At 53.6% G+C, this 19,804-nt stretch carries 19 protein-coding genes; 10 read left to right on the top strand and 9 right to left on the bottom strand.

The genetic code is table 11. The features are described from left to right. Positions 1-101 precede the first annotated feature (101 nt). The 6 genes from pheT (at position 102) to RUDLU_RS0122845 (ending at position 7,952) form a co-directional block, all read left to right on the top strand. Positions 102-2,591 carry a phenylalanine--tRNA ligase subunit beta gene (gene pheT / locus RUDLU_RS0122870; protein ID WP_019990769.1) on the top strand — a complete coding sequence of 830 codons (2,490 nt, stop codon included), beginning with the start codon at positions 102-104 and terminating at the stop codon, positions 2,589-2,591. A 60-nt stretch (positions 2,592-2,651) separates the two neighbouring features. Beyond that, complete coding sequence (locus RUDLU_RS0122865; protein ID WP_019990768.1) at positions 2,652-2,990, top strand: hypothetical protein; 339 nt, start codon at positions 2,652-2,654, stop codon at positions 2,988-2,990. 72 nt (positions 2,991-3,062) lie between these two features. Next, complete coding sequence (locus RUDLU_RS0122860) at positions 3,063-3,353, top strand: cell division protein ZapA (protein ID WP_019990767.1); 291 nt, start codon at positions 3,063-3,065, stop codon at positions 3,351-3,353. A gap of 230 nt (positions 3,354-3,583) precedes the next feature. Further along, the gene (gene rny / locus RUDLU_RS0122855; protein WP_027303317.1) at positions 3,584-5,194 is read left to right on the top strand and encodes a ribonuclease Y; all 1,611 of its coding nucleotides are present in this window, start codon (positions 3,584-3,586) and stop codon (positions 5,192-5,194) included. A gap of 80 nt (positions 5,195-5,274) precedes the next feature. Then, complete coding sequence (locus RUDLU_RS0122850; RefSeq protein ID WP_019990765.1) at positions 5,275-5,928, top strand: DUF4230 domain-containing protein; 654 nt, start codon at positions 5,275-5,277, stop codon at positions 5,926-5,928. A 23-nt stretch (positions 5,929-5,951) separates the two neighbouring features. Then, a complete protein-coding gene (locus RUDLU_RS0122845) occupies positions 5,952-7,952 on the top strand; it encodes a M1 family aminopeptidase (RefSeq protein WP_019990764.1) in 2,001 nt (666 codons plus the stop codon). Positions 7,953-7,991: 39 nt separating this feature from the next. Here RUDLU_RS0122845 and RUDLU_RS0122840 read toward each other — a convergent pair whose 3' ends face one another. The 8 genes from RUDLU_RS0122840 to RUDLU_RS0122805 all read right to left on the bottom strand — a co-directional run bounded on the left by RUDLU_RS0122840 (position 7,992) and on the right by RUDLU_RS0122805 (position 15,978). Next, positions 7,992-8,405, bottom strand: coding sequence for a DUF2267 domain-containing protein (locus RUDLU_RS0122840; protein ID WP_019990763.1), 414 nt, complete (start codon positions 8,403-8,405; stop codon positions 7,992-7,994). Between the two features lie 123 nt (positions 8,406-8,528). Then, positions 8,529-11,444, bottom strand: a complete 2,916-nt coding sequence (locus RUDLU_RS0122835; RefSeq protein ID WP_157580361.1) for an alpha-amylase family protein — start codon at positions 11,442-11,444, stop codon at positions 8,529-8,531. Positions 11,445-11,469: 25 nt separating this feature from the next. Further along, positions 11,470-12,612, bottom strand: coding sequence for an ABC transporter substrate-binding protein (locus RUDLU_RS0122830; RefSeq protein WP_019990761.1), 1,143 nt, complete (start codon positions 12,610-12,612; stop codon positions 11,470-11,472). 9 nt (positions 12,613-12,621) lie between these two features. Next, positions 12,622-13,146 (bottom strand): phage tail protein, encoded by a 525-nt coding sequence (locus RUDLU_RS0122825; RefSeq protein ID WP_019990760.1) that lies wholly within the window; start codon positions 13,144-13,146, stop codon positions 12,622-12,624. Between the two features lie 12 nt (positions 13,147-13,158). Then, complete coding sequence (locus RUDLU_RS0122820) at positions 13,159-13,710, bottom strand: phage tail protein (protein WP_019990759.1); 552 nt, start codon at positions 13,708-13,710, stop codon at positions 13,159-13,161. A 10-nt stretch (positions 13,711-13,720) separates the two neighbouring features. Then, positions 13,721-14,269: a phage tail protein gene (locus tag RUDLU_RS0122815; RefSeq protein WP_019990758.1), complete on the bottom strand. Its 549-nt coding sequence runs from the start codon at positions 14,267-14,269 to the stop codon at positions 13,721-13,723. Between the two features lie 43 nt (positions 14,270-14,312). Further along, positions 14,313-14,852: a hypothetical protein gene (locus RUDLU_RS0122810; protein ID WP_019990757.1), complete on the bottom strand. Its 540-nt coding sequence runs from the start codon at positions 14,850-14,852 to the stop codon at positions 14,313-14,315. Positions 14,853-15,054: 202 nt separating this feature from the next. Next, entirely contained in the window at positions 15,055-15,978 is a 924-nt protein-coding gene (locus tag RUDLU_RS0122805; protein WP_019990756.1) for an ROK family protein, read from the bottom strand. A 92-nt stretch (positions 15,979-16,070) separates the two neighbouring features. Between RUDLU_RS0122805 and RUDLU_RS0122800 the strand changes: the two genes are divergently transcribed. The 4 genes from RUDLU_RS0122800 (at position 16,071) to RUDLU_RS0122785 (ending at position 18,867) form a co-directional block, all read left to right on the top strand. Beyond that, complete coding sequence (locus RUDLU_RS0122800; RefSeq protein ID WP_019990755.1) at positions 16,071-16,532, top strand: redoxin domain-containing protein; 462 nt, start codon at positions 16,071-16,073, stop codon at positions 16,530-16,532. 98 nt (positions 16,533-16,630) lie between these two features. Then, positions 16,631-17,398, top strand: a complete 768-nt coding sequence (locus tag RUDLU_RS0122795; protein ID WP_019990754.1) for a class I SAM-dependent methyltransferase — start codon at positions 16,631-16,633, stop codon at positions 17,396-17,398. A 239-nt stretch (positions 17,399-17,637) separates the two neighbouring features. After that, positions 17,638-18,231, top strand: a complete 594-nt coding sequence (locus tag RUDLU_RS0122790) for a TetR/AcrR family transcriptional regulator (RefSeq protein ID WP_019990753.1) — start codon at positions 17,638-17,640, stop codon at positions 18,229-18,231. Further along, positions 18,232-18,867 (top strand): DsbA family protein, encoded by a 636-nt coding sequence (locus RUDLU_RS0122785; RefSeq protein ID WP_019990752.1) that lies wholly within the window; start codon positions 18,232-18,234, stop codon positions 18,865-18,867. A gap of 21 nt (positions 18,868-18,888) precedes the next feature. Here RUDLU_RS0122785 and epsC read toward each other — a convergent pair whose 3' ends face one another. After that, a complete protein-coding gene (epsC, locus tag RUDLU_RS0122780) occupies positions 18,889-19,713 on the bottom strand; it encodes a serine O-acetyltransferase EpsC (RefSeq protein ID WP_019990751.1) in 825 nt (274 codons plus the stop codon). Between the last annotated feature and the right edge of the window lie 91 nt (positions 19,714-19,804).

Raw genomic sequence — 19,804 nt, 5'->3', positions numbered from 1 at the left:
ACAACTGGTTAGTTTTTTCTACTACCGACCGTTCGGGCAGCTGCTTTCTTCCCACTTTCGCCCCTTCTTCCTACTTTTGCATTTTGCCCCCAATAGAGCGCATGACTATATCGTATAAATGGTTGCAGCAGTTTATTGAACTGACTGAAGCCCCCGAACAGGTAGGCAAAATGCTGACCAGTACGGGTCTGGAAGTAGAAGGAATTGAACGAGTCGAAGCTGTCAAAGGTGGTTTGGAAGGCGTAGTGATTGGTGAAGTACTCACCTGCGAACGTCACCCCGACGCCGATAAACTGAGCCTCACCACGGTCGACGCAGGTACCGGTACTCCGCTCAACATTGTGTGTGGCGCACCCAATGTAGCGGCTGGTCAGCGGGTGGTGGTAGCCCTCGTAGGAGCTACGCTGTACCCTACTAACCCAAACGGCGGACCGGCCGAGCCCCTCACCATCAAGAAAGCTAAAATCAGAGGAGCTGCATCGGAAGGGATGATCTGTGCCGAAGACGAAATCGGTCTGGGTCATTCGCATGCCGGGATTATGGTGCTCGACACCGACGTCCCCAACGGTACGCCTGCTGCCGAGTACTTTAAGCTTCAGCCCGATTATCAGATCGAAATTGGCCTGACGCCCAACCGGATCGACGCGGCCTCGCACATGGGTGTGGCCCGCGACCTGCATGCCCTCACCGGGCGCCCCATCTCGTTGCCCCCGGTTGATGCATTCCGGGTAGATTCAACCGATTTCTCCCTCGATGTGCGGGTAGAAGCTACCGAGGCATGCCCCCGCTACGCTGGCCTGACAATCAGCGGCCTAACCGTACAGGAGTCACCCGACTGGCTGAAGCAGCGCCTGCTGAGCATTGGCCTGACGCCAATCAACAACGTGGTCGACGTGACCAACTTTGTTTGCCACGATTTGGGGCAACCGCTGCACGCTTTTGATGCAGATCAGATTGAAGGCGGCACCGTAGTGGTAAAAACCCTGCCCGAAGGCACTCCATTTGTCACCCTCGATGGCACCGAGCGCAAGCTAAAAGCCACCGACCTGATGATCTGCAACGGCAACCCCGATCCTGCTGCGGCAGGCATGTGTATTGCCGGAGTGTTTGGCGGGAAGAAATCAGGCGTGAGCGAGCAGACAACCCGCATTTTTCTCGAATCGGCCCATTTCAGTGCGGCATCGGTCCGGCAGACGGTGCAACACCATGACCTCCGCACCGATGCTTCGTTTCGGTTCGAGCGGGGTACCGACCCCAACCTGCCGGTGTACGCTCTCAAGCGGGCCGCCCTGCTCATACAAGAGGTGGCCGGCGGGCAAATCAGCTCCGATATCGTCGATATTTACCCGACGCCCGTAGCGCCGTTCCGAGTACCGGTTCGGTACCGCAACATCGACCGGTTGATCGGTATTCAGATCGACCGTGCCGAGATTACCCGAATTCTGAACGCCCTCGACATTCAGCTCGATGAGGTTGTGGCCGAACCCGACCCAAATGCCAGCTTTGTGGCTGTCGTGCCCCCGTACCGGGTCGATGTGACGCGCGAAGCCGACGTGATCGAAGAGATTTTACGGATCTACGGCGTCGATAACGTACCGCTTTCAGCTACCCTCCGGGCCGATTCGCTATCCGAGTTTCCAACTATCGACGTCAATCAGCTTCAGGGACGGATTAGTGAAATGCTGGCCGGCAATGGTTTTTACGAGATCATGTCGCTTTCCCTCACCCGCCCGGCTTATCACGATGCCATCCGGTCGGCACTGCCCGGTACCGACGTGACGTTGCTAAACCCGCTCAGCGACGAGCTGTCGGTGATGCGGCAAACGTTGCTGTTTTCGGCCCTCGAAGCCATGGTGTACAACCTGAACCGGCGGCAGAAAGACCTCAAGTTTTTTGAGTTCGGAAAGGTATACCACCAGAAAGAGACTACCAACCCACAAACGGGGACAGCAGGCCGTAAGTACGTGGAGACTATGCGGATGAGTCTGGCCATGGTGGGTAACCAACAGGCAGAAAGCTGGCAGCAGAAAGCGCAGCCGGTTACGTTTCATAACCTGGCAGCCGCTGTGCAGCGGGTACTGGGCAACCTGCGCGTGCGGTCGTTCGACAGTCAGCCAACTGACTCTCCCCTATTTCAATATGGGCTCACGTACAGCGTGAACAAGAAGCCCATCGTGAGCCTGGGTCTGGTGAATCCCAAACTGACCAAGCTCGTCGACCTGAAACAGCCGGTATTCTATGCCGACTTCGACTGGCAGGCCCTGATGAAAGGGTACAGCGGCAAAGCCAAGTACGAAGAGGTGCCCCGTTTCCCCGACGTTCGGCGCGACCTGTCGCTTGTGCTCGACAAAACCGTCACGTTTGACCAGATCAGCAAGCTGGCACATCAGACCGAGCGGAAACTGCTGCGGTCGGTTGGCGTATTCGATGTGTACGAGGGCGAGAACCTGGGTGCCGGCAAGAAATCGTACTCGGTTAGCTTCACGCTGCAAGATCCTACCCAAACGCTCAACGATACAGTCATCGACAAAACGATGCAACGGCTCATGGGCGCTTTTGAACGGGATCTGGGCGCCGTAATCCGGAAGTAAGTTGCCTTAAAGGAGCCGGGCATCAGCCCGGCTCCCATTACCGATCCACCCCGGAATCTCATGCATACTGAAGCGCAACTCAAACTTCTTTTCGACCGGTTGGAGCAAAAGATCACGTACCTACAGGATCATGCTAACCAACTGAGCGTACTTGTCGACCAGCTCGAACACGAAAAGAAAAGCCTTCAGAGCACGATTCAGGAACAACGGAACAGGATAAAAGAGTTAGAGAAAAAACCGGTAAGTGATAAACAAACCTTTACAAAATCAGCAAAAATTGGTAAGATTGTGAAGGATAATCTGGCCCCTACAGCCGATCACACCGAACTTAAACGAAAACTCGACGAGTACATTCGGGAAATTGAGCAACTAATTGCCCACTTGAGTACTTTGTCATAAACCAGAAAAGGCCCTGCCCGGCACACGCGCCTGCGCTCAGGAACGAAGCCGTAGACAACGCCTGTAAAAGCGATGGAAGACCGTTTATCTATCCGCATCAAAGTTGCCGACAGAGAACTTAGGTTGAAATCGCAACCTGAAGAAGAATACTTTGTCCGTCAGGCTGCTGCCATGATCGCAGAACGAATCGATTTCTACCGGGCAAATGGATGGCATGATAATCAGGAGATTCTGAGCATGATTGCAATTGATTGCATCGTGGCCCGCTTGAAGGGCGATGAACAGGTGCAGCGGATGCAACGCATGGTATTTGACAAAATTACTCAGTTAGACCAGTCTATTTCACTGAATCTAACCCCCTAATGTCTTTAATCTGATCAGCGAATCGGCTCTACCCTAAACCCCGTAGCCTATGCCTGCACAAAGCGGGCAAAATGTGTCTGACAGATTACCTCGTTGTTAGTGAGCAATATACTACCCGACCCGGCGTACAGTGCGCCCGGTTTTTCCGCTGGTCTGGCTCACTTTTTGTTCGGAAACGGCTGTATCGGACCCGGTTGATGTAATTTTTCAACCTTAACGATATAGATCGTATGGAGACTTCATTGTGGGTGACCCTACTAACCGATATAGTAGCCGTTGCCATTGGTGTGTTTGCCGGCTTTAAAATGGCGAGCCGGGAAAACAATAGAAAAGCGGCCGAAGCGCAGTCGCAGGCCGACATTATTCTGAAAAATGCCGAAATGCAGGCCGAGTCGATTAAGAAAGACCGGATTCTGGAAGCTAAGGAGAAGTACCTCAAACTAAAAACCGAGTTTGAAGAAGAGACAAACCGGAAACGGCAGATTCTGACGCAGAACGAAGGTAAACTGCGGCAACGCGAGCAGGAAATCAATCAGATGCAGCAAGCTGCCCGCCAAAAGGAAAGCGAGCTGAACAATCAGCGCAACTCGCTCGAACAGCAACGCAATAGCCTTGATCAGCAGCGGAATCACCTCAACCAACAGCTCGAAACCGCCAAGCGGAAGCAGGAAGAGGCCGAAAAAATGCTGAGCGAGCAGGTAGAGCAGCTGGAAAAAATTGCCAACCTGACCGCCGAACAGGCCCGTGAGCAACTCATCAGCACACTCAAGGCCGAAGCCGAGTCGCGCGCGTCGAGCTACATCAAAAACATTGTTGAAGAAGCAAAGCTGACGGCTACCAAAGAGGCCAAGAAAGTGGTGATCGAAACCATTCAGCGCACGGCGACCGAGCACGCTATCGAAAACTGTGTGTCGGTTTTCAATATCGAATCTGACGACATCAAAGGCAAAGTAATCGGGCGCGAAGGCCGTAACATCCGGGCCCTTGAAGCCGCAACGGGCGTCGAAATCATCGTTGACGATACCCCAGAAGCCATCATTATTTCGGGCTTCGATCCGGTTCGGCGCGAGATTGCCCGGTTATCGTTGCACCGGCTCGTGCAGGACGGTCGGATTCACCCGGCGCGTATCGAGGAAATTGTGGCCAAAACCCGCAAGAACATCGAAGATGAAATCATCGAAATCGGCGAGCGCACGGTTATCGACCTTGGTATTCACGGGCTGCATCCCGAGCTGATCAAGATGGTGGGTCGGATGCGTTTCCGCTCGTCGTACGGGCAAAACCTGCTGCAACACTCACGCGAGGTAGCCAAACTTTGTGCCACGATGGCTGCCGAGCTGGGTCTGAATGCCAAGCTGGCCAAGCGTGCCGGTCTGCTCCACGATATTGGTAAAGTATGGCCCGAAGAGGCCGAACTGCCCCACGCTATTCTGGGGATGGAGCTGGCCAAGAAATACAAGGAGAACGCCGAGGTCTGCAACGCCATTGGCGCGCACCACGACGAAATTGAGATGACCAGCATGCTCTCCCCGATTATTCAGGTATGCGACGCCATTTCGGGCTCGCGGCCGGGTGCCCGTCGTGAGATGATGGAGTCGTACATTAAACGTCTGAAAGAATTGGAAGAGCTGGCGCAGAACTTCCCCGGTGTGCAGAAATGCTACGCGATTCAGGCTGGCCGCGAACTGCGGGTAATGGTCGATGCGGAGCGCGTGAGCGACGAGCGAGCCGGTGCACTTTCGTTCGATATTTCGCAGAAAATTGAGAAAGAGATGCAGTACCCCGGTCAAATCAAGGTGACCGTTATTCGGGAGATGCGCTCTGTAGCCTACGCGAAGTAAGGCTATCCCGTTTAAATGGATAATGAATAATGGTCAACGACCCATGTTCATTATCCATTTTTCTATTATACATTGGTGTTATGGACTTTCTGAATACGCTTCTCCTTCTTTTGGTCGGCAGTGGGGCCGGGTACGCTATTGCCAACTCCATGCGCGCCAAAACCGATGTAGGCGATGCCCGCCGGGAATCAGTTGTGCTGCTCGAACGAATCGAGAAAGTATTCAAAGTGGTCATGGCCGAGGGATATTTCTCGGAGATCTACAATTATCAGGATCAGAAGAAAATCCTGTACGTGCTCAACGACCCCAAAAAAGCCATGATCATTGCCAAATCGAAGGTACTGGTCGGCTTTGATTTCCAGAAAGTCCGATTCTACCAGCCGGACCCCGAACAAAAGAAATTGATGATCGAATCGTTTCCAGACCCTGAAGTTCTGTCGATTGATACCGATTATAAGTTTTACGACATTCAATCGGGTTTTCTGAATCAGTTCAATAGCGACGACTACACCAAAATCCTCGACGACGCCAAGCAGGCCATGCAAAGCCGGGCTCTGCAAAGCGACTTGCCCCGTATTGCTACCAACCAGATTCAGTACATGATTTACCAACTGGCAGGGAGTATGGGTTGGGAACTGCAACTCTCGCCCGATGAGCAGTTTAAGATCGAAGCCATTCAAAAGCGGTACGATGATCTCGATGCCAGCCCGAAAACACTCGGGCCGGGCGAATGAGGTCCGTCGCGCGTTGTCGACCCATGAAGCAGCTATTTACACTTCTTTTCGTTTTAGGGTCGTGTCTCACCGGCCTCGCCCAACTTACCGATGGCGTTGATGCCTGCCAGGCTACCAAAGTGCGCTACTTTGGTAAATGGTTTGCCGATGCGCGAGCCCGGCAGGCTTCGGTGGCCGACTACCAATCAGGTGCAGCCTACCCCGGCGACCCCACCATCGACATCACCTACTACGGGTTAGCCTTGCGCTTAACCCACACGCCTGCGTACCTCAACGGAGCCGCTACCCTCTCGCTAAAGGCCGCAACGGCCAATGTGGGCCAATTTTTTCTGGATTTGAGCCCCCAACACCGCGTCGACTCGGTGAAATCGGGCGGACAAAAACTGGCCTTCACCCGCACCACCGACCGGGTCCAGATTTCACTGCCACAATCCTTATCGGTTGGCCAGCCCCTTACGCTTACCGTTTATTATCAGGGCAACCCAGCCAGCCTGAATGGCTTCGGAAGTTTTGCATTTGCCACCCACGGCCCAACCAATGCGCCCGTTATCTGGACGTTGAGTGAGCCTTACGGAGCCAAAGACTGGTTTCCGTGTAAAGATACTCCGGCCGACAAAGCCGACTCGTCGGCCGTTTCGATTACGGCAGCCCGCCAATTTGTGTCTGTCTCAAACGGGCGGCTCGTGAGCACGACTGACAACCCCGACAGCACCCGGACGTACCACTGGCGAAACAGCTACCCCATTGCCCAGTATCTGATTTCGCTGGCAATGACCAACTATGACCGGTATGACACGCCGTTTACGACCAACGGGCAAACCATGCCGGTAACCCACTACATTTACCCGGAAACGTTACCGTCGATCCGACCGAATCTGGACGTTACCCCTCGCATGTTAGCGCTTTTCACCGATCTGTTTGGGCCCTATCCTTTTTTGCGCGAAAAGTACGGACACGCCCAGTTTGGCTGGGGGGGCGGTATGGAACACCAAACCATTTCGTCGATGGGGGGCTGGACATCCAGTTTGATTGCGCACGAGCTGGCTCACCAGTGGTTTGGCGATAAAATTACCTGCCGCGACTGGCAAAATATCTGGCTCAATGAAGGATTCGCTTCCTATGCCGAAGCGTTGTACGCCCAGTCGGCCACGGGCCAGGCCGCTTACACGGCTACCATGAACACATTTATGGGCCGCGCCCGCAATACTACCGGTACCCTCTATGTCCAGAATATCGACAACGTAAACACCATTTTCGATAGCAACCGCAGCTACGCCAAAGGAGCCTCAGTACTGCATATGCTGCGCGGAGTGCTGGGCGATGCAGCTTTTTTTAAGGCTATCCGGGCCTATGCCGCTGATCCGACAGTAGCGTACGGTACAGCCGTGACGGAAGATCTACAACGTATTGTGGAAAGTTCTTCGGGCAGGAAACTAGACTATTTTTTCAAGCAATGGGTGTACGGCGAGGGGTTTCCGGCCTATACTGTTGCCTGGTCGAACAGCCCGCAAGCCAACAGCCCCGGGGTTCGGGTACGTATTCAGCAAGCACCCCGTTCGTCGAGCCCCGGCTCCTTCACTATGCCGGTTCAGCTACGGGTACAATCGTCGGCTGGCGACACCTTAGTAACTGTGTTCAACGATCAGGCCGATCAATTTTTCACCCTGCCCGCCAAAGGAACGCCCACGGGTGTGGTTTTCGACCCCTACAACTGGATACTGAAAACGGTCGCTTCCACCACATTGGTTACGGGTAATGAGCCATCTACCGAAAGCACACTGGTCGTATTTCCCAACCCTGCTTCCGACCAACTTTCCATCCGGTTTACAGCCCCCCAGGCCGGACGAGCTACCATCCAGTTATATTCAAGCCTGGGCCAATCGGTTTTGCAATTCACCAGTGTACCTGTACGGGCGGGCGAGCAAACCCTTTCGGTTCCTCTTGGGCATACTCCACCCGGCCGTTACGTACTAACACTCGAAACACCGACCGGCCGACAATCCACTGCGGTCTGGATTCGGTAGCGCTTCGGGCATCCTGGTGCATGTCTGTTCGCCAGCCGTTTAGCTCGTTTTTTCCTGAAGCCCCACCACGCCTTCAAACAAAGGTGCGTAGGTGTCGGGCAGAGTAAGCCTAAGCTTGTGAATCTCGCCCGCTGTTACCAGTTGTCCGAGCAGCTTCATGTACGTCAGTGTATAATGCTGCCCCTGTTCGTCGGGTACACCGGCGCGGTCGGCCACCCGCTCGTAGAACTCGGATAAGGAAAATCGTTGGCCCTGATCGCGGTCTTCGGGATGAATTTCTTTGATTACATCGGCCAAGGGCGCGGGCAACTGCGACGCCAGCTTATCAGCCGCATTCCCCGCCATATGGTCAGTGAGTGTGTGCAGAAAAGCCCGACTGATATTCATTACCTCATCCTGGGTTTGTACACCCAGTTGCTCTTTCGCCAGGTGCAAAAAATCATTATACTGCATAACGTCGATATAGTTAGTTGTTTTAGTACAACCCGCCCCTTACCGGTTGGTTCTAGCTTTTTACGCAAAACAAAACGCCAGCACCCCACAGGGCACTGGCGTTTGTACGAACACGAAACGAATTTAACGACCACCCGGTGCCACCAACATGCGCCGGTTATCAGCCGGGGAGGTTAATCCGAGCGGTTTACCAACTGCACCTGGCTTAGCCGGCTCAGAGGCCGCCGGGGTGGCGACGCGGGCCGCTCCCGATGGCATAATACACGAGGCCGAGATGGTAGTAGTGGCGGTCAGACTCACAATAATGAACGGAGCCTGCTCACCCGTCGACCAAACGACAACGTTGGGGCTTGGGCATCCACTGGCCGTGAGTTGAATCGTTTGACCAACGCAAGCTGTCGTTTGCGAAGCCGTGATCGACAGGCTGCTCACCGTAAATGGAGAGCTTGCCGGGCTATAAACCGACCCGTTGTAAATCACTTTGAGCCGATACCCGGCCGATGATACCAAGGCTGGCGGTACTGTAAATGTCAGGCTGGTAGCGGTGCTGCTGGTGGCCACAACGGTAATTGAGTTAGCGCCGAACACACCACTTCCATCCGAAACTTCGACCGTGAAGGCAGCTGGATTGACAAAACTGCACGCAGCCGGTGCGTACGTTACAACGAACGGAAGGCCTGGCCCCGTGCTGGTAGCAACCAGTGTGGGGGCCGCAGCAAACGAAATGGCGTTTACACTCACACTGCCCGCTCCCGTGGTGAAGCAGCCCGACGCATTATCGGTCACGGTATAACTATACACTTTACGGCCGCTATCTGTCAGGGTATTCAAGGTGCCAGGGATGGTCACAGATGCCGTATTATGCGCTGGTGCAGGTACATTAGCCGTCCATTGGGCTCTTCCATTACCCGTTGTTTCCACCCAATTATACGACAATCCGTCTACGCCACCGGTGGCAGTTACGCCCACCGTAAATGGTTGCTCGGCGCAAACGAATGCGGGCGCAACCGACGTAGCCGAGATGGCCGGCGTCAGGGTATTTTGCGTAACCGAAGTCGTTTGCAGACTTGTACACCCATTGGGGCCCGTAACCGTCACGGTGTACGTGCCAGGACTTGAGATCACCCGTGCATTGACCGTCGACGCGGACCCGATTACCCCGGCAGGCCCCCGGAAACTGTACAGCACGTCGGCCGTAGTGCTACCGGCCGTCAGGGTTACAGTAGGTATGGCACAAGTCAGAACCGTGCTACTTGCCAACAGGGTAACCGTTTGGGGCGGTACCAGGTCCGACGGCACCGTGTTACCAGCAACGCTTGTGCAGCCATTGGCATTTGACGAAACCACAACCGTGTAAATACCCGGCGTACTCACTATTCGGGTGTCGCCTGTTCCAGAAACCACGCCCCCAGCATTACGAAACTGGTATCCAAATGTACCAGTCGAGGAGGTACTTGCCGTGAGAGTAGCCGAGCCCGTGCACGACACCCCACCCGCTACGGCCAACAACGGACTGGCCGGTGGGGTCTGGTCGAGCAGGACGGTGGCAGATGCCGTACTGGTACAGGTATTTGGAGCCGTAGCGGTTACCGAATACAGGCCGGGTACAGGTGTAGTAAACACCCGGGTAGTATTTGAAACACCAACGGGACCCGTGGGGCCAGTGTACACAAACGTTGTAGATGGCGTTGTGGTGCTGGCGGTGAGCGACACACTCAGGGCCGTACAGGTTATGGGGCTACTGGGCGCAAGGGCCAAACTCTGGGGCGGGTCGTTAACCGTTAGCAAGGCTGTCAGCGACGTTACCGACGAGGGTTCAATGGGTTCCATCGCAAGGCACCGGTATCGGGTATTGTTCAGACCCGACGCATTCAATACCGACAGGGTTTGCGAAGTAACTCCGGAGTACACCACCCCATCGGTCAGGTCAGTCCAGGTTGTTCCATTAGGCGAACTTTGCCATTTATACGTTTGCGCGTTCTGTGAGGTGATGGCAAAACTGGTCTGCTGATACGAGCATATGGTTCGACTCTGGGGTTGAGCCGTAATCTTTACCTGTAACACCGTGAAAGCACAGGCATTAGGCATCGTAAAGCCCGCAGGAATTACCGATTGTGGGCAATCCAGTCCGGGGTTTGGCTGATAAATAAACCCATCACAGCCCCCTCCCGTTGGATACGTCCACCGGAGGGCAGTGGGGTTACTCCCCGTAGCGCGGGCATATACGGACTGTCGCAACTGTTTTGGAAAGCCAAGCGTGATGTTTGCTGGATTACCGCAATCGTACTTGGCCAAGTTGTACAAATAGTTCAGTAAATAGACATTGTCGGGCGGATCGGGGACCGACAACTCAAAGGCTGAATTCCCCATGACCAGTGTAGTTGGCAGGGTCGAGCTGCTCGAATTGGGCGGAGAGCCGTCGATTAGGGAGCTGTTCCAGCCTCCTTCACCCCGAATCAACACTCCGGTCAGGATGGTAGGGTTAGCTGCCCGCGCCGATGAAGCCTGATAGGCAAAAATTTGATCGGGAGCGCCGTCCGACAGATCCATGAAATACGTATCGGTACAGGGTGGCTGTGCGTTGGTAGCCAGAAGAGCTGCCGTTTCAATACCCGTTGCGGTCCCGAGCGAAGCCGACGGGCTGAATTTACACCGAATGGCAATCTGTGTTCCGGCTGCCACGCTAACCGAGGTCGTCCACGAAATGATCCCATCGTTAGTACCGCCCATACCAGTTCCGTTATTAGCCGGGCTAGCCACCCGCCTGCTCTGAAATCCACCCCCACTTATCCAACCATAATCCGTAAAGTAGATCACCGTACCAGCCGCCAGATCCTTCAGGGGTACAAACACAAACTGATCGTTCACACTACTCCCATTACACTTGTCGTCCGATGCGTTGTAGGCCGTAATCATAACATCACCAACGCCCAGCACGTTGGTTGGGGCCGGAACGGTCTGAGCTGGGCTGCTGGTAAGACCTGCCCACAGGCCAAGCAGGCTGGTTATCAAAAAAAGTCGGTAAAGGATTGTAGTCATAGTCTGAAGGGAAGGCGTAATTAACTCATATACACAGGTAGATATTATTCCAGCCAGTATGCTGCCCCACAAGCGGCTCAGCCAGAAACATAGCCCGATCCTGTTCCCAGTCGGGTTCTTCGGTTAGGTTCGAGAGCTGGGTGTAGCCCGCTTGAGTACCGGCGAGGGTAGCCCTGTATTGCGGTCCGAACGAATAGCGCGTTTCGGAATCAAACGCAACCTGCCCCCGTGGTCCTGCGAATGCGTATTGAGCAAGTATTGATGCGTGCTCAAGGGTTGGATAACCCGTTTGTTGGAGAAGGCCTTCGTAAAAAGCCATCATCTGCCCGGCCTCGTAACCCAACAGCGAAACCAGGTTGGCCTGCCGCCCTCGGCGCTGCATTGCCGTTATAAAATCTCTATTCTCGGGCGTGTCCAGGTGCACGGACCAGGGCGTGTGCCCTTCGGCCTCAAGACCCGAGTAGGGCACGTCGCGCAGCATAGATTCCTCCAGAAGCATAGGCCCCAGCCAAAGGGGCAAACGCCCCGGTAAGCTTGGGTAACCCTGCAAAAACTGACTCGCCATATCGCCCGAGTACAAGGCAACAACCGCCTGCCCCTCCCCCGACAGCATGCCTGCGGCCAAAGCGTCAAATGTAACTTCCTGAGGCTTGTGCGAACTCACAAAGTATTGCACCATATGGCCGCCATTAGGCACTACCCCCTGCGAAAGAGAGTAACATTGCAGATAACCAGCATCGTAAAAAGAACATGCCTGAATAACACCTTTTTGGCCTTTCTGGACCGCCTTTCGAGCGGTGAGCCGGGTGCTGAGACAAAACTGGAGCGAGTGAAACAGCACCGACGGGTGACGGGGTAAATCCAGAAAAAACTCCCCCAGTGTTTCGAGCACCAACAGCAACCGATTGGCCCCGGCCACAAGTGGAGCAATTGCCTCGACGGTTCGTCGGTTCATCATACCCACCAGCACATCTACCCCATCCTGAAGCAGGAGCTTCTGGGTTTTGTCGCGCAGTTGTTCGCTGTCGAGGCCGAAGCCGATGTTTTCAACCACCAGCGTCACCTCCGTTGAGCCACTAGTTGCCATCCCCGCTCGTATGCCCTCCACCACATCGAACGCAAGCGATGGGTAGAGCGATGAATGCGGAACCAAAACGCCAAGTTTCATAGGCTGCCCTTAATTACGTGACGGGAAAACCCCTTGTAAAGCAATGACGAAATTGATGACCGTATAGGGCTGCATGATCGAAAAGGGTTGTCCGCCCCCGGCCGGTCCTGTATTGGCGGTGGTTGTACCAACCGCCAGGTTAACGTCGGCATTAGGCCCATAACTACCCGTAGTGGTTGCTGCCGGATACGCCCCTGTCGGATCACTCGTGGTACCCGGCCCGGTATTGCAGGGCGGCCTGAACGTCAGATCGTGCGTGTGCAGCGGTAGGTTATTGATTGTTAGCGTAGCCGTGGTAGCACCGATTTTCTCACCAAGGATAAATCCGGAACCCATATGGATCGGAACCCGGCCCCGTAAATCAGGAAGGGCAAAATTTACCCGTCCATCACCGCCATACGTAGTACCCAGGAGAGAGAATAAAGCCTGATTTTGATTGATAGGCAACAATTGACCATTACACATCGCCCAACCTTGCGGTGCAAAGTTGAAAGCGGCCATGCCAATCGAAGCTAAGTAAGGAGTATCGCCCATAGTAGTTACCGGTTATCCCCGTGCCGGAAAAACGCCTTGCAGGGCAATACAGAAAGTCAGCACCAGAGAGGGTTGCATGATAGAAAACGGTTGGTTTGCTCCCCCAACATAGCCCACCTGAAGCGTGTAGGGAGCCATGTTGGCGTTTGTTGTGCTCGCGTACCGATTGTCAGTACCTGTACGAGCTGGTGCCCGCCCCGCCGGCGATGCACTATTACCCAAATCAGTAGTAGCCAGTTGGGTCAATGATACCGCGTCGGCGGCCGTGTGGGTGTGAATGGGGATATTATTTGGCAGTAACGTCTCAGTCTGACTACCACTTACTTGCCCAATTACGTAGTTGGGGAGGCCAGGGCCTTGCCCATGCATCAACGGGGCGCTTCCTTGAAAGTCAGGGAGGGCAAACGTCGATTTACCGTCGCCCCCGTAAAAAGTGCCTAATAAAGCAAACAGGGCTGTATTCTGCGAAATGGGCAAAATCTGGCCGTTACAAAAGGCCCACCCCGTTGGGGCAAAGTTCCCTGCGAAAATCCCTATCTCTGCAACAAACGAGTTTATATCCATCTTGCAAACGTTAATTTTGTGTGGGGTAGCGCCCGTAGAGTGAAATAATAAAACTAACTGCCAGATAAGGCTGCATTAGGTTGATGGGTATGTTTCCGCCATTCAGATTAGCACCAGTCTGAATGCCTGTATTATTGCCAATGTTTGCCATATTGGCCGTGTTGGCTGTAGGAGTTCGGTAAAACGCTTTACGGCCCGAAGCGGCATAGTAATTACCCTGTGGACTACCCGAAATACCCGCACTGCTGGATGCAATAGGTTGATACGTGTACGGATGGGTATGGGGCGGTATGTTATTCAGGGAAAGCGTTACCTCGATCTGCCCACCTTGTTGACCTAGCTCGTATGTGATTCCACCACTGTTTCCTGTATGCACAGGAACCCGCCCCCGCAAATCGGGCAATGCGAACGTCTCCTGACCATCGCCCCCGTACGTGGTTCCAATCAATGTAAAGAGGGCATCATTTTCAGAAATCGGCATCAGTTGCCCCTCGCAAAAGGCCCAACCTACAGGGGCAAACAGGCCGGCAAACAGACGAATCTCTCCAATATACGGCATAGCAATAAAGCAGTTTGTATGTGAACAGAGCGTATCAAACGCCCTAAACAGATGTATGCTTAACCGACTCTGCGGGGCCCGTTTCCACCAGTGACTTCCCTTGGTAGTCGATACAGCTTAGCACCTTAAAATTGTCGGTCAGAGTTAGGGTCCCCCTATCCCCAAAAATTTGGAGCCGCTGTCCGGGCCCTATTAGTTGCGAACCGTGCAGCGCCTGTCCCTGCCAATGTACCGTAACCCCGGCCATTTGAAACGTAACGGATTGAGAACCCATAACGGGCTCAGCCATAACAGGCAGTGTAGGCACTGGCCCACCGAGCAAGGCGTTAACAGCCTGTAATCCCAGCTGCAGGCGATTCTGTAAGAGAGAAGCTATATCCTGACCAGGCTGGAACGGATAAATATCCGTTAACCATACCTGCGTCGGCTGCCCAATACCCTGAGCAGTCAGGAGCGATTTGGCCAGCAGATGATTGTCTGCCAACGCAGGCGCACAGGCACCCATCGCATTAATGATAGGGAGCACAGAAGTCGCCGACAGCCCTACGGAGAGCTGTTTCACAAATTCCCGACGATTAGACATAGAATGGTGGTAAGGATTCAGAATAGACCGTCGAAATACGTACGATCTAGTTTACTAAATGGTCACAAAGCTATTAAACGCCGTAAAATATCAAAGCACGATCAGTTAAACCCATATACATACCTAAATGAAAAAATTGACCCCCACCCCCCAGAAGGGCGTGAAAGCCAATTCTATTTTTTGATAACTGGTATCTTATTTTCTATAACATAGCTGCGCCAAACACGCCGGCACTATCGCCTAGTTTGGGCCTCAAAATGGGCGTGCGGACAACTCCATTGTTGAAGATGTATTTTTTGATCCGCTCGGTGCCTTCGGTGTACAGCTCATCGACGTTACCAACCCCCCCGCCGAGTACAATGGCGTCGGGATCGAGCACATTGATGATGGTCGAGATAGACCTGCCGTAGAACTCCAGCATCCGCTCGAACGTTTGAGTCGCTACGGGGTCAATGCCTTGCCGGTGTCGCTCAATGATCTCTTTCATCTTACGCTCTTCACCGCATTGCTCGTGGTAGAACCGTTGCAGGGCCGGCCCCGAAAGCACCTGCTCGTTGCAGCCGCTCTTACCACAATAACAGGCGTAGCCGTTTTCCTCCAGGATGTTGTGCCCCCACTCGCCCCCAATGCCATGTAAGCCGCCCAGAACAACGGGTTTACTATCGGTACCTGTTTTAAACACAACGCCCCCGCCCACACCGGTACCCATGATTACACCGAACACACACCGGAAATCAGGCGTCACATCAGGCACAATACCCATGGTGGCCTCGGCGAGCGCGAAACAGTTAGCATCGTTGGCAACGGTAATAGGAACATCGAGCCGCCGAGCCAGATCCTGCACCATCGGTTTGCCGTTGAGCACCGTGGTATTGCAGTTTTTCATGGTATTGGTCGAGGGGTCATTAGTACCGGGCGTTCCAAAGCCAATATGCTCAGGCTGATATCCCGTTTCGACGCGCAGGATATCGACCAGCAGCTCGATCCGGCTGAGAATATGGTCGTACCCTTTATGGGCTTCGGTATCAATTCGTTTCCGAAGAACAACGGCGTCGGGCGATGGGCTTGAAAGTACTACTCCTTCAATTTTGGTTCCTCCCAGGTCAATACCCCAATAGGTCTGCATAGCTTATTGTATCGATTTAGGCATCGCGAATTAAGCAATTTTTTAGCCCTCCGTCTATACCTTTGCTAACAAACTAAAAATGCAACCCACGTATGGTAGGCCAAATAGCCCCTTCATTTACCTTATTTAATACCGACAAGAAAGAGGTATCTCTTCACGACTACGCCGGTAAGAATGTAGTTCTCCTGTTCTTTCCGCTTGCTTTTACCAGCGTTTGCACCGCCGAGCTTTGTGAACTCCGCGACAACATTGCCACGTACCAGAACCTGAACGCCGAAATCCTCGCAGTTTCGGTGGATTCGCCGTTCACCCTGGCCCGGTTCAAAGAGGAGCAGAAACTGCCGTTTCCGCTTCTTTCGGACTTTAACAAAGAGGTTTCGGCCGCCTACGGAAGCCTTTACGACACGTTTGTGTTCGGCATGAAAGGGGTAAGCAAGCGGTCGGCTTTCGTGATCGACAAAACCGGCACGATACAACACGCTGAGGTACTCGAAAACGCGGGCGAAGTGCCCAGCTTCGAGGCCGTACGTGAAACGTTAAACAACTTACAGTAGGTAGTTGGCAGTAGCAGTAGGCAGTGGCAATAAGCGGTATTTTTCACTGCCTACTGCCACTGCCTACTGCCAACTGCTACTGCCTACTGCCACAGCTTATGTCCTGGTACCAAACTTTTTTTCACGGCTTACCCCAACAAGCCTGGCAGGCCGCCCAGACCGATGAGCAAAATCAGCTCGATCTGGAAATGATTGTCGAAACACTGTCGTTTGGCCCCGACGACCGGGTACTCGACGTGTTTTGCGGCTATGGCCGACACACGTTGCCCCTTGCTCGCATGGGTGCCCAAATGACCGCCGTCGACATATCAGAGGAATACATAACGGCTGTGAACGCTGCTGCCAAAACCGAGAACCTCAATATCCGTGCTATTCAGGCCGACTTCATAACAACCCCGGCCCTGACCGGCGATGCCGAGTCGTTCGATGCTGCATTCTGCCTGGGCAACAGCTTCTGCTTTTTTCCCTACCCCGATATGCTCACCTTCCTCCAGCGCATTGCCGACCTGCTTCGGCCTGGCGGACGGCTGCTGGTGCATTCGAGCATGGTGGCCGAGGTGGTGCTCCCTGATTTTCAGGAGCGCAACTGGATGCCCGTTGGCCATGATATGACGGTACTGGTCGAAAACCAATACGAACCCCTGCAGGGCTGCATCCATCAGCAACTCACATACTTAAAAAATCATACCGACGGTTCGGTCGAGTCAGCGCAGCGCACGGCAGCGTATTATGTGTACACTCTGGCCGAACTCACGCGGCTGATGGCGCAGGTGGGCTTAGCCGTGGAATCGGTGTATGGTACGATCCATTTAGACCCGTTTATGGTTGGCGACGAGGGAGCCTGGATCGTGGCGGAGAAAGCGTAAATCCTGAGCCATAAACATCCGTATTTTCACTCATAAAGATGCCTCTTATCACGGTTTTATAGTCAATATTTTACGCTGGAATCTCTGTTCATTTTTAGGCTATTTTATGGAAAGTGAGGCAGAAAAAGAGCAATTGATTGTACTTTTTTAATAATTATTGCATTGAATGTGGTTGTAAAAAGTTAAACTGGTAACTTTCAGCCAGTTTAACACCGTTAACTGAGCTATACGGATCTTGTATGGAAGTTCTGGAACGCAAGCAACGCAACCGCGAACAGACCCGCTCGGGTATCGTTTCGACGGCCAAAGACATTGCCCGCCGGGAAGGGTGGCAAGCGGTTTCCATTCGCAAAATTGCGGACGCCATTGAGTACAGTGCCCCTATCGTCTACGAATACTTCGACAGTAAAGATGTACTGCTCGACGAAATTCGGCAAGAGGGATTTCGGCACTTGCGAAATGAGTACGAACGGATTACCAAACTATATCGGGATCCCGAAAAACGGCTGTACGAGATTTCAATGGTGCAGTGGGAGTTTGCTGTAAAACAGCCCGAAATCTACCAGGTCATGTACAACCTCAACGGCGCTTTTTGTGCCTTGCCTGTGCACGAAGGGCAGGAAACGCAGGCCGTGTCGTCGCTCGTGCAAGACATTATCTTCTCGTTTATTCCCAAATCGAAGGAGAGTATTCGACGCCTGTATTTTGAATGGTGGTCGATTTCGCACGGAATGATTACCCTGGCCATGATGCTCAAGGGTCAACAATCGGTCGAACAGTCGCAGCAGGTGTATCAGGAAGCCATGCGTCGGTTTGCCCGTAGTCTGAAATAAATGGCCAAACCTACTCTTTTGTACGTGTACGACGCCCTGTGCGGCTGGTGCTATGGTTTTAGCCCCGTCATTCGGCAATTGTACGAACGCTACGGCGATCAGATCGACTTCACCGTACTAAGTGGCGGCATGATTACGGGAAACCGAATTGGGCCTCTGAGTCAGATGCGCGCATACATTCAGGGGGCGTATAAAACCGTTGAAGAACGGACTGGCATCCGCTTTGGCGATGGGTATCTGAACGGGCTACTGCTCAAGGATGACTACATCTCGGACTCCACCAGGCCTGGCGCGGCCATGACTTTGTTCAAAGCTATTTTGCCCGACCGCGCCATTCAGTTTGCCGCTGACCTGCAACGGGCGCACCATTTCGACGGTATGGATCTGAACGTCGACGCCAACTATGGCCCGTTGGTAGAGTCTTACGGCATCGACCCGGAGGAGTTTGTAGCCCATATCGGTGATGAGGCCATTCTGCAGCAGACCGAACAGGAGTTCCGTTTGGTAGCCAGCTACGGCATCAACGGGTTTCCATCAGTAATTGTGGGAAATGGGGATCAGTTATACCTCGTGGCACGGGGGTATTTACCCTATGAGGCCTTGGAAGCCAATGTGCTCCGGGCTATAAACAGCTAAGAACGGAGTAAGCCTTTGCTCCTACTCCACTTCTTTTGTCCGCACCTCAATCTGACTTTGGTGGTACACCAGAGAGTAAGGTTCTACACTGCTCGTAAGCCATACGTTGCCCCCAATAACGGAGTCGTGACCCACCACAGTTTTACCTCCCAGAATGGTGGCATTGGCGTAAATCACCACATTGTCTTCAATGGTTGGGTGCCGCTTCTTCTGCGCCATATTCTTCGCTACGTGCGTTGCTCCAAGCGTAACCCCCTGATACACTTTCACGTTTTCGCCAATCACGGTGGTTTCGCCAATGACAACCCCCGTGCCGTGATCTATGAAGAACGAGCGGCCGATTCGGGCGCCGGGGTGAATATCAATACCCGTTTGCCCATGCGCGTATTCGGTTAGCATACGCGGAAGCAAGGGCACATTGAGCCGCAACAAGGCATGCGCAAACCGATACACAGCGATGGCGTAAAAACCCGGATAAACGGCAATTACTTCTTCGAAACCTTTCGAAGCGGGATCGTTGTCGGCTATGGCGCGGGCATCGTACAGCAGATCATCGTAAATAGATCGAAGCTGCTCAAAAAACAGCATAGACAACTCTTCGGGGGCCTGGTGCAGATGCCCCGACAGTGGCCGCATCAGACACACCAACTGATCGTTGAGCTGAGCATAGGTACGGCTTACATCCTGCGTAGCCGACTGGCAATCCTGCGTGACCGGAAACAGAAACCGCATCAACTGATCAATGAACCGACCCGCGTCGGGCCGCGACGGTAGCCGATACCGAAACAAATCCCGTTGCTGACGGAGGTACTCAAGCAGATCGTTGGTTTGGTCAGAAGTTGTCATGCTGTGACAAGAATAGTGGATTCGCTGCCCCGTACTGAGGAACATTCCCAACACCCTATGTGCCGGTAACGCGGTTTATAGGGGCGGCTGT

The sequence above is a fragment of the Rudanella lutea DSM 19387 genome (assembly GCF_000383955.1).
GTDB lineage: Bacteria > Bacteroidota > Bacteroidia > Cytophagales > Spirosomataceae > Rudanella > Rudanella lutea.
The sequence above is the reverse complement of the archived record's forward strand: the minus strand, read 5'-3'. Positions and strand labels throughout refer to the sequence as shown.

Bases quoted from the DNA above. Each gene is read 5' to 3' on its own strand.
- RUDLU_RS0122840 (WP_019990763.1), bottom strand. From the start codon at position 8,405: ATGCAGTATAATGATTTTTTGCACCTGGCGAAAGAGCAACTGGGTGTA.
- RUDLU_RS0122795 (WP_019990754.1), top strand. From the start codon at position 16,631: ATGTCCTGGTACCAAACTTTTTTTCACGGCTTACCCCAACAAGCCTGG.
- RUDLU_RS0122805 (WP_019990756.1), bottom strand. From the start codon at position 15,978: ATGCAGACCTATTGGGGTATTGACCTGGGAGGAACCAAAATTGAAGGA.
- RUDLU_RS0122850 (WP_019990765.1), top strand. From the start codon at position 5,275: ATGGACTTTCTGAATACGCTTCTCCTTCTTTTGGTCGGCAGTGGGGCC.
- pheT (WP_019990769.1), top strand. From the start codon at position 102: ATGACTATATCGTATAAATGGTTGCAGCAGTTTATTGAACTGACTGAA.
- RUDLU_RS0122865 (WP_019990768.1), top strand. From the start codon at position 2,652: ATGCATACTGAAGCGCAACTCAAACTTCTTTTCGACCGGTTGGAGCAA.
- RUDLU_RS0122830 (WP_019990761.1), bottom strand. From the start codon at position 12,612: ATGAAACTTGGCGTTTTGGTTCCGCATTCATCGCTCTACCCATCGCTT.
- RUDLU_RS0122785 (WP_019990752.1), top strand. From the start codon at position 18,232: ATGGCCAAACCTACTCTTTTGTACGTGTACGACGCCCTGTGCGGCTGG.
- RUDLU_RS0122845 (WP_019990764.1), top strand. From the start codon at position 5,952: ATGAAGCAGCTATTTACACTTCTTTTCGTTTTAGGGTCGTGTCTCACC.
- RUDLU_RS0122860 (WP_019990767.1), top strand. From the start codon at position 3,063: ATGGAAGACCGTTTATCTATCCGCATCAAAGTTGCCGACAGAGAACTT.
- RUDLU_RS0122810 (WP_019990757.1), bottom strand. From the start codon at position 14,852: ATGTCTAATCGTCGGGAATTTGTGAAACAGCTCTCCGTAGGGCTGTCG.
- RUDLU_RS0122790 (WP_019990753.1), top strand. From the start codon at position 17,638: ATGGAAGTTCTGGAACGCAAGCAACGCAACCGCGAACAGACCCGCTCG.
- RUDLU_RS0122815 (WP_019990758.1), bottom strand. From the start codon at position 14,269: ATGCCGTATATTGGAGAGATTCGTCTGTTTGCCGGCCTGTTTGCCCCT.
- RUDLU_RS0122800 (WP_019990755.1), top strand. From the start codon at position 16,071: ATGGTAGGCCAAATAGCCCCTTCATTTACCTTATTTAATACCGACAAG.
- rny (WP_027303317.1), top strand. From the start codon at position 3,584: ATGGAGACTTCATTGTGGGTGACCCTACTAACCGATATAGTAGCCGTT.
- RUDLU_RS0122820 (WP_019990759.1), bottom strand. From the start codon at position 13,710: ATGGATATAAACTCGTTTGTTGCAGAGATAGGGATTTTCGCAGGGAAC.
- RUDLU_RS0122835 (WP_157580361.1), bottom strand. From the start codon at position 11,444: ATGACTACAATCCTTTACCGACTTTTTTTGATAACCAGCCTGCTTGGC.
- RUDLU_RS0122825 (WP_019990760.1), bottom strand. From the start codon at position 13,146: ATGGGCGATACTCCTTACTTAGCTTCGATTGGCATGGCCGCTTTCAAC.
- epsC (WP_019990751.1), bottom strand. From the start codon at position 19,713: ATGACAACTTCTGACCAAACCAACGATCTGCTTGAGTACCTCCGTCAG.